Raw genomic sequence first — 8,839 nt, 5'->3', positions numbered from 1 at the left:
CGTTGATAGTGAAATGCCTTTAAAATCGGCTTTTATGGGATATTTTTTGTGGTTTCGATCTATTAAAACTGCGGTTTTAAACTTCTTCAAAGGAACATCAAGAAAATGCCTCACACCGTAAATTAATGTCGTTCCAGAGTTAAGAACGTCATCAACTAGCACTAATCCTTTGTTTTGGTATTCATTTTTATTAATAGAAGTTGTAATAGGTAAATTCGGGTTTTTCTTATCAATAATAACTTCGCATAAAATAACTTCGATAGGAGAAATGTTTTTCAGTTCCGAAGCAATTTTATTAGCAAAAACACTTCCGTTTCCTTGAATTCCTGCTATAACAATCTCATTCTCGTCAATAAAAGTTTCATAAATTTGATACGCAATTCGCTTTATTTTGAATTCAATTTCTTGGTGGTTTAGGATAATATTTTGGCTCATGGCAGTTATTTTTTTGTAAAGATAAAAAACAGTTCGTTTCCTTCTCGTGGTTTGATAGAATTATAAGCGGTTTCTAATGTTTTTATGTCAAAAGAAGCAGAAAATAATTTTAGATATTCGTCTTTCGACCCGCCAAATGGTGGTCCAATTTCGGTTAACGGAAATTGAAAAAACAAACCAATCAATTTGCCTTTCGGCGAGAGTAAAGAAAGCATTTTTTGCACATATTTAGCTCTTAATTCGGGATTTAAAGCGCAAAAAAAGGTTTGCTCGATAATTAAATCATAACTTCCATCGAGTTCAAAAAAATCAGAAACTATCAATTGATTTGGATTGCAATTTGGCATTCTTTTTTTCAAGTTGTCAATTGGCGTTTGGGCATAATCTACAACAAAACTATTCTCAAAACCTTTATTTATAAGATATTCGAATTCATAACCATTACCACAACCAGGAATTAATATTTTGATAGATTGATCTTCTATTTGGTCAATATATTCTTTTAAAGGCGTAGTTATTTTGCCGGCGTCCCAAACAGCATCGTTGGTTTCGTATCGGTTTTGCCAGTCTTTTGGATTAAGATTCATCGGATTCCTCATTTTTTGTATCAGTACCGAAATCCTCTATATCACGACGGTCTTTTTTAGTTGGGCGACCTGTCCCGTTTTTTCTGTAATGTTCTTTAGATAATTTCAACAATTCTAAATGAGCAAACGATTCGCTTGGGGTTTCGTCTTTTCTGTATATATCGACCAGTTTTGCACCCACGCGATTATCAGGAATATCTAAAACTGAAATAATATAAGTAATCTGGTCTCTTCTAAAAGTGACTTTATCGCCAGCAAACACTTCTTTAGAAGCTTTTGCCACCTGATTGTTTACCGTAATATGGTTTTTTTTGCAAGCTTCGGTAACCATATTTCTGGTTTTGTAATAACGCACACACCAAAGGAATTTATCTATTCGCATAAAAATTAAAAAACAAAGTTAAATTTTAAACAAAAATAAATCAAAATTGTATCTTGCGCACTTAAAATAGAATATAATGATTAGATTTTTTAAAATAGTTTTTGTTTTTATAATGAGTTTGACGATTTTTAGCTGTAATAAGGCTGGCGACGATCCTGTTGAAGCTTATGTTGTTCCTTATGCAGAGCAATACCCAGTAGATTTAGCTGCTATCGACAAATATTTAGATGAGTATCACATGGATGTCTCTTCTAATAAAGATGTAACATTTACAAAAATCCCTACACCTAATACAGCAAATTTGCAAACAATTAGAGTTCAATATGCTCTTGATTTGCATACAAAAACAGTAAATAGTAATGGTGTAGATTATAAAGTTTATTATGTGAATATTAGTGATACTTCAGACCCAGAACATGATTATTATGGGGATGGTGAAAATCCTACCAGTGTAGATTCTATTTTTGTTTCTTATAAGGGAGAGTATATATACACAAAAAAGGAAGAAATAGTACCAGTAACAAATCCAATAACATACAATTCTTTTATTGCAAGCACACCATTTGATCAGGCTCAAAATCCTGTTTGGATTAAACTTTATCAATACGTTAATGAAGATGTAATTAGAGGTTGGAAAGAGATATTTCCATTGTTCAAATCTGGAACTCATACTACTAATTTAGATGGCTCTGTAAATTATGATAATTACGGTTCTGGAGTTATGTTTTTACCTTCTGGACTAGCTTATTATAATTCTGCAAGAGGTTCAATTCCTTCTTATTCACCACTTATATTTAGTTTTAAATTAAATAATATAAATTATGTAGATCATGATTATGACGGAATAGATTCTAAATATGAAGGTTTCGATTTAATTACTGGACAATCTACAAATTTAGACACTGATGGTGATGGTAGGTTAGATTATCTGGATCAAGATGACGATGGTGATAGTTATTTAACAAAATTTGAAATTAAAAAACCAACACCTTTTTTAGGGACCAGCTTGTATTATCCTTTTAGTCCAATTGCTGACAATCCTGCTACTCCAACAATAGACGAAAGTGAGCCTAAAGGGATTCCTAACGCATCTGGAGATGGTGTTACAACAACAAGACTACGAAGACATCTAGATCGAAATAGTCATCCGCCGTTTACAACTTATTAATCATATAAAAAAAATCCCATTTCAATTTGAAATGGGATTTTTTTATAATATATGTATTCTAAATTTTATTTTCTCTTCACAACTCTTTCAACAGCTTCAATAATTGCTTGGTTGTTTAGTTTGTATTTTTCCATAAGTTGTTCTGGAGTTCCGCTTTCGCCAAAACTATCGTTTACTGCTACAAATTCTTGTGGTGTAGGATTGTTTAGTGCTAAAACTCTAGCAACGCTTTCTCCAAGACCACCAAGGATATTATGTTCTTCGGCAGTAACAATGCACTTTGTTTTTGCTAATGATTTTAAAATAGCAGCTTCGTCTAAAGGTTTAATCGTGTGAATGTTTATTACTTCGGCCGATATTCCTTTTGCTTCTAATGCTTCGGCAGCGATTAATGCTTCCCAAACTAAATGTCCTGTTGCTATAATAGTAACATCAGTTCCTTCAGATAATAAAATAGCTTTCCCAATTTCGAATTTTTCGTCGGCAGGCATAAAGTTAGGTACAACTGGGCGACCAAAACGTAAATAAACCGGACCGTGATGGTCAGCAATTGCAAGTGTTGCTGCTTTAGTCTGATTGTAATCGCAAGTGTTTATTACAGTCATTCCTGGCAACATTTTCATCAAACCAATGTCTTCAAGGATTTGATGTGTTGCGCCATCTTCACCTAGCGTTAAACCAGCGTGAGAAGCACAAATTTTAACGTTTTTATCGGAATAAGCTACACTTTGACGAATCTGGTCGTAAACTCTTCCTGTAGAAAAGTTAGCGAAAGTTCCAGTAAATGGAATTTTTCCACCAATAGTTAAACCAGCAGCAATTCCAATCATATTTGCCTCGGCAATTCCAATTTGAAAAAAACGCTCTGGGTGATTTTTCTTGAAATCATCAAATTTTAAAGAACCGATTAAGTCAGCGCAAAGTGCCACTACATTTTCGTTTGTTTGTCCTAATTCTGTCATTCCAGCTCCAAAACCCGAACGAGTATCTTTGCTTCCTGTATTGATATATTTTTTCATTTGTTTTCTTTTAAGGTGCTAAGTTTTTTGATTCCTGAAATTTGGAGTCTAAAAATTAGTAGTCGGAATTACCTCCAATATTATAATTTTGTTCTAAAGCATTTTCAAGTTGAGCATCGTTAGGTGCCTTTCCGTGCCAAGCGTGAGAATACATCATATAATCTACACCGTTCCCCATTTCGGTATGTAATAAAACACAAACCGGTTTTCCTTTCCCTGTTCTAGATTTTGCATCATTCATACCAGCTAGTATAGCTTCGATATTATTACCTTCTTTAATGTCGATAACATCCCAATCAAAAGCTTCAAATTTTGCTCGAATGCTTCCCATATTTAAAACTTCGTCGGTTGTTCCGTCAATTTGTTTTCCGTTTAGATCGACAGTTGCAATGAGATTGTCTACTTTTTTTGCTGAAGCATACATAATAGCTTCCCAGTTTTGTCCTTCTTGTAATTCACCATCACCATGAAGTGTATAAACCAAATTAGAATCGTTATTTAGTTTTTTAGCTTGTGCTGCTCCAATTGCGACAGATAAACCTTGTCCAAGTGAACCAGAAGCGATTCTTACGCCCGGCAAATGGTCGTGCGTGGTTGGGTGACCTTGCAAACGAGTGTTTATTTTTCTAAAAGTTGCTAATTCAGCTACTGGAAAATAACCACTACGTGCTAAGACGCTGTAAAAAACTGGCGAAATATGTCCGTTTGATAGGAAGAATAAATCTTCTCCGTGACCGTTCATATCGAAACCTTCTTTGCGATTCATTAGGTTTTGATAAAGTACTACTAGGAATTCAGTACAACCTAGAGAACCTCCGGGATGACCTGAATTTACTGCATGAACCATTCGCAGAATGTCTCTTCTTACCTGAATAGTTAATTCGTTTAATTGTTGTGTGTTGGGCTTCATTTTTTTTGTGAAATTTAGACTTCCGCAAAGATAATCAGATAATTGGATTTTTTATAAAATTATAATATTTAGGATAAAATTGATTTTAATCTACTTATTTTAGGTTACTTAATTGTAAATTTTATTTTTATTTTAGATTTAAAAAAATAAGATTTTGAAATCTTTATCAGAAGATTTCAAAATCCAAATCAATAAAAAACTAATTTTTAAAGGAAAAATAAGATGGAAAAATATAAAAATGGCAACACAAGATAGGGTAACCGTGAGCAGACGAAAGAGAGAAAGATAGAATCTGGATTCAGGAAATATCGGTTTATATTTGAAATGGAATTTAATTTCTAATAAAATATAAGCTTCCTTTTTTGTGATGTATTGTGATTTTTAGGTTATTCAGGAAGAAAAATAGTAAAGGTAGCGCCTATATTTATTTTCCCTTCTGCTTTTATAGCACCCATATGGTTTTCTACAATTTTTTTACAGATGGCTAGTCCAATTCCTGTTCCTGGATATTCAGTTGGAGAATGCAATCGGTTAAATAAAGTAAAGATTGATTCTGAAAATTGCTGGTCGAATCCCATTCCATTATCGGAGATGCTAATTTTATAGTATTCTTTATCTGGATTAGTTTTTAAAAACGAAACCTGCGATACCAAAATTTTCTCAGAATGTATTGTGATGATTGGATTCACATTCGATTTGCTGTATTTTAATGAATTGCTGATAAGGTTGATAAATAATTGCTGAATCTGGTAAGGAATGACTTCAATTAATGGTAGTACTTCGGCATTTATAACGGCATTTTTTTCTAGTATTGTATCAGTCAATTCCTGTTTGGCATTTTCAAGCAATTCGTTTAAATCTGTTTTGATGAATACTTTGTCTGTTTTGTTGGTTCTTGAAAATAAAAGTAAATCATCAATGAGTGTTCGCATTTTAGTAGTTGCCAGATGAATTTTTGCAATATATTCCCTTCCTGCTTCTGATATTGCATCCAAGTCGGTACTTGAAATCCTGGAAATGAAAAGCTGTATTTTTCGTAAGGGTTCTTGTAAATCATGACTTGCGACATGATTGAAAGATTCTAATTCAGTATTGGTCTGTTCGAGTTCAAAATTTCTTTTTTCAATGGTGATGTTCTTATTGTGCTCGTCAGTAATATCACTAATGATTCCAATGATTGTTTTTTCACCCTTTAAATGAACTACCGTTTTAGCAGTTAATTTAAAATAACGCAGTTGGTTGTCTTCTCGAATAACCCTAAAAAAATGTATAAGCGTCTTTTCATCATTTACGATTTTTTTGATAATGGATGACACCTTTCTTTTATCGTCAGGATAAACGTATTCTATAAAATTAGTTATGGTAGGCTCAAAGGATTGCGGTTGACAACCAAGTAAATGATATAAATTGTCTGAATAGGAAAGTTTATTTGTTTCTACGTCTAGGGTCCAGGTACTGAAATTACCTATTTTTTTGGCCTGCAAGCTAACTTCGTTTGTAATGAGTAATTGCTTGTTTGCGTTCTCTAAAACCGATAGGTCTTTATTGATTTTGATATAAGCCACAATAAAAATCAGTAATGAGAATACAGTAATAAGAAGTATTAATAAAGGAGTAACAGATATTTTGCTTAGATAACTCTGATTGCGTTCCCACAGGTATTCTTTTTCTAAATTCTGCATTTTAGCAGCTTGATTTCGAACAGAATCCATGATGAGTCTGCCAGTATCTAAGCTTTCTCTAATATTTATTTTGTTTTTGGAGCCAAGAGAATCCTGATACATCGAATAGCGTAAATATCCAAATCGGAGTTCGGTCAATTCCAATAAGCGTTCCATGTTTTTTTGCTGATTTAAATTGTCTGAAAATAACCGCCTTAATGTATCGGCAGATTGTCTTACTTTTATTTTTGATTTGAAATAAGGTTGTAAATAGGTCGTGTCGTGGGTTAATAAAAATCCGCGTTGTCCTGTTTCAGCGTCCTTTAGTATCAGCATCAGATTGTCTAATTGACTATGTACCTTGTAGGAATGAATCACCCATTTGGTCGAATTGGTGAATTGAAGACTGTTTTTGTATGTTATTGATGAAATAAAAAGCAATAGAAATATAAAAATCACAAAGAGACTTTTAAGCATAACTTTAGATAAAATGGCATCTTTAAATTTCATTGGTTTAAATTTCAGTTATTAAATTCGCAATAGAAAAGTATCTCTGTTTAAACTATTGGTATGATATTGCCAATTAAAAGTAGTGGCTGTGTTTAATGTTTTTATCAATTCATTAAAATCATTTGGTTTTTTGATATAAATGTTAGCGCCTTTCACAAAAGTTTCTTCAATATCAGCTTCACTAGCGGATGTTGAATAAATAGCCACCGCCATATCTTTTAAATGCTCCAGTTGTTTTATTTCAGACAAACATTCTATACCGTTTTTTCGAGGCATATTCAAATCAAGGAAAAGGATATGCGGTAAAATAATATCAGGTTTGGTTAGATAATTCATTAATTCCTCTCCATCATTTACAACGTTTACAGTCGTATTGATCTTGATTTCCTCAAAGGCATCTTTAAAAAAGTTACGATCATCTTCGTCGTCGTCAGCTAATAAAATATGAATGATGTCAGTATGCATAAATAGTGTTTTTTAATTTAGTTTGACGGTTTAATAACACTAAAAAGTAATATTATTGCGTCTTTTAATTATAATGCGTTGAAAAGCAGAGGGGGTTAGCCCTGTTGTATTTTTGAATTGTGTGCTCAAATGCGCCACACTTGAATAATTCAGTTTATAAGCAATTTCGGTTAGTGTCAATTCATTTATAAGTAAGAGTTGTTTTACTCGTTCTATTTTTTGAATGATGATAAAATTTTCAATAGAAGTGTAAGTGACTTCAGAAAATAAATTTGAAATATAACCGTAATTAAGATTTAATTTTTCTGAAAGGTAAACAGAACTTTTAAGGCTTGTTAGATCTTCATCAGAAAAAACCATATCAATTATGGTGTCTTTTATTTTTTGAATCAGGATGCTTTTTTGATTTTCAACAATCTCAATGCCGTATTTCGAAATCGAATCAGAAAGTTCCTGTAGTTTTTCATCTGAAACAGTACCCTTAATCTGCACCTCGCCAAAACTCAGCAGTTGATAACCTAATCCTAGATTTTCAAGTTGTTCCTGAAGGATTGTTTTGCAGATAATGTTAATGTCAAATTTAAAAAAAAGCTTCATAGAATTTATTTTTTTATAAATATAAGAAAATGTTTATAAAATTTTACTATTGTTGAAATGTTAAATTTCTAAATTTCTAAATTGCCTAAGATTGTAAATAACTTATCTTTGCTCCCTGAAAAATGCCTATATGAAGTTTAATTTATTACAAAAAGATCCACAAACAAAAGCCAGAGCAGGAACTATAACTACTGATCATGGTATTATTGAGACCCCAATTTTTATGCCTGTTGGAACGGTTGCATCTGTAAAAGGTGTTCACCAGAGAGAGCTTAAAGAAGAAATTAACCCTGATATTATTCTAGGAAACACCTATCATTTGTATTTACGGCCACAAACCGAAATTCTTGAAAAAGCAGGTGGTTTGCATAAATTTATGAATTGGGATCGGAATATTTTGACCGATTCTGGTGGTTATCAAGTATATTCACTTTCGGCCAATAGAAAAATTAAAGAAGAGGGCGTAAAGTTTAAATCACATATTGATGGTTCGTATCATTTTTTTACGCCAGAAAATGTAATGGAAATTCAACGTACCATTGGTGCAGATATTATTATGGCTTTTGATGAGTGTACGCCATATCCGTGTGATTACCATTACGCAAATCGTTCGATGAAAATGACACACCGTTGGTTAGATAGATGCATCAAACATTTAGAAAAAGTACCTACAAAATACGGTTATGACCAAACTTTTTTCCCTATTGTGCAAGGAAGTTGTTATAAAGATTTAAGAATGCAATCGGCAGAATATATTGCTAATGCTGGAGCACAAGGAAATGCCATTGGTGGATTATCGGTAGGGGAACCAGCCGAAGAAATGTATGCCATGACCGAAATTGTTACTGCGATTTTACCAGAAGACAAACCTCGTTATTTGATGGGTGTGGGAACACCAATCAATATTTTAGAAAATATTGCACTTGGAATTGACATGTTTGATTGTGTTATGCCAACACGTAATGCTCGTAACGGAATGTTGTTTACAGCAAATGGAACAATAAACATTAAAAATAAAAAATGGGAAGCCGATTTTTCTCCAGTAGATGAAATGGGATATACATTTGTAGATACCGAATATTCTAAAGCTTATTTGCGACATCTT

Annotated in this window: 10 protein-coding genes; 2 read left to right on the top strand and 8 right to left on the bottom strand. The window is 32.8% G+C overall.

Annotated elements, in window-relative coordinates; genetic code table 11:
• From ACH2BG_RS04565 to ACH2BG_RS04555, 3 genes are all read right to left on the bottom strand, one after another.
• Nucleotides 1–435, bottom strand: a 435-nt coding sequence (locus ACH2BG_RS04565; RefSeq protein ID WP_395046538.1) for a phosphoribosyltransferase domain-containing protein, incomplete at its 3' end; no start/stop codon positions are given.
• A gap of 5 nt (nucleotides 436–440) precedes the next feature.
• A complete protein-coding gene (locus ACH2BG_RS04560) occupies nucleotides 441–1,022 on the bottom strand; it encodes a methyltransferase domain-containing protein (RefSeq protein WP_395046537.1) in 582 nt (193 codons plus the stop codon).
• The gene (locus ACH2BG_RS04555; protein ID WP_395046536.1) at nucleotides 1,012–1,404 is read right to left on the bottom strand and encodes an RNA-binding S4 domain-containing protein; all 393 of its coding nucleotides are present in this window, start codon (nucleotides 1,402–1,404) and stop codon (nucleotides 1,012–1,014) included. The genes ACH2BG_RS04560 and ACH2BG_RS04555 overlap by 11 nt, the downstream gene beginning before the upstream one ends.
• Nucleotides 1,405–1,480: 76 nt before the next feature.
• Here ACH2BG_RS04555 and ACH2BG_RS04550 point away from each other — a divergent pair, with 76 nt between their 5' ends.
• Nucleotides 1,481–2,572, top strand: coding sequence for an FKBP-type peptidyl-prolyl cis-trans isomerase (locus ACH2BG_RS04550; RefSeq protein ID WP_395046535.1), 1,092 nt, complete (start codon nucleotides 1,481–1,483; stop codon nucleotides 2,570–2,572).
• Nucleotides 2,573–2,637: 65 nt separating this feature from the next.
• On the opposite strand, the gene ACH2BG_RS04545 is transcribed toward ACH2BG_RS04550, so the two are convergent.
• From ACH2BG_RS04545 to ACH2BG_RS04525, 5 genes are all read right to left on the bottom strand, one after another.
• On the bottom strand, nucleotides 2,638–3,591 hold the full coding sequence (locus ACH2BG_RS04545; RefSeq protein ID WP_395046534.1) for a transketolase family protein: 954 nt from the start codon (nucleotides 3,589–3,591) through the stop codon (nucleotides 2,638–2,640).
• A 55-nt stretch (nucleotides 3,592–3,646) separates the two neighbouring features.
• The gene (locus tag ACH2BG_RS04540; protein WP_395046533.1) at nucleotides 3,647–4,501 is read right to left on the bottom strand and encodes a transketolase; all 855 of its coding nucleotides are present in this window, start codon (nucleotides 4,499–4,501) and stop codon (nucleotides 3,647–3,649) included.
• Nucleotides 4,502–4,887: 386 nt separating this feature from the next.
• The gene (locus ACH2BG_RS04535) at nucleotides 4,888–6,672 is read right to left on the bottom strand and encodes a CHASE3 domain-containing protein (protein WP_395046532.1); all 1,785 of its coding nucleotides are present in this window, start codon (nucleotides 6,670–6,672) and stop codon (nucleotides 4,888–4,890) included.
• 18 nt (nucleotides 6,673–6,690) lie between these two features.
• Nucleotides 6,691–7,137, bottom strand: coding sequence for a response regulator (locus ACH2BG_RS04530; protein WP_395046531.1), 447 nt, complete (start codon nucleotides 7,135–7,137; stop codon nucleotides 6,691–6,693).
• A 39-nt stretch (nucleotides 7,138–7,176) separates the two neighbouring features.
• Nucleotides 7,177–7,734 (bottom strand): helix-turn-helix domain-containing protein, encoded by a 558-nt coding sequence (locus tag ACH2BG_RS04525; RefSeq protein ID WP_395046530.1) that lies wholly within the window; start codon nucleotides 7,732–7,734, stop codon nucleotides 7,177–7,179.
• A 130-nt stretch (nucleotides 7,735–7,864) separates the two neighbouring features.
• On the opposite strand from ACH2BG_RS04525, the gene tgt reads away from it, so the two are divergent.
• On the top strand, nucleotides 7,865–8,839 hold a 975-nt coding region (gene tgt, locus ACH2BG_RS04520), incomplete at its 3' end, for a tRNA guanosine(34) transglycosylase Tgt (protein ID WP_395046529.1).

The organism is Flavobacterium sp. (genome assembly GCF_043779715.1).
Classification (GTDB): domain Bacteria; phylum Bacteroidota; class Bacteroidia; order Flavobacteriales; family Flavobacteriaceae; genus Flavobacterium.
The sequence above is the reverse complement of the archived record's forward strand: the minus strand, read 5'-3'. Positions and strand labels throughout refer to the sequence as shown.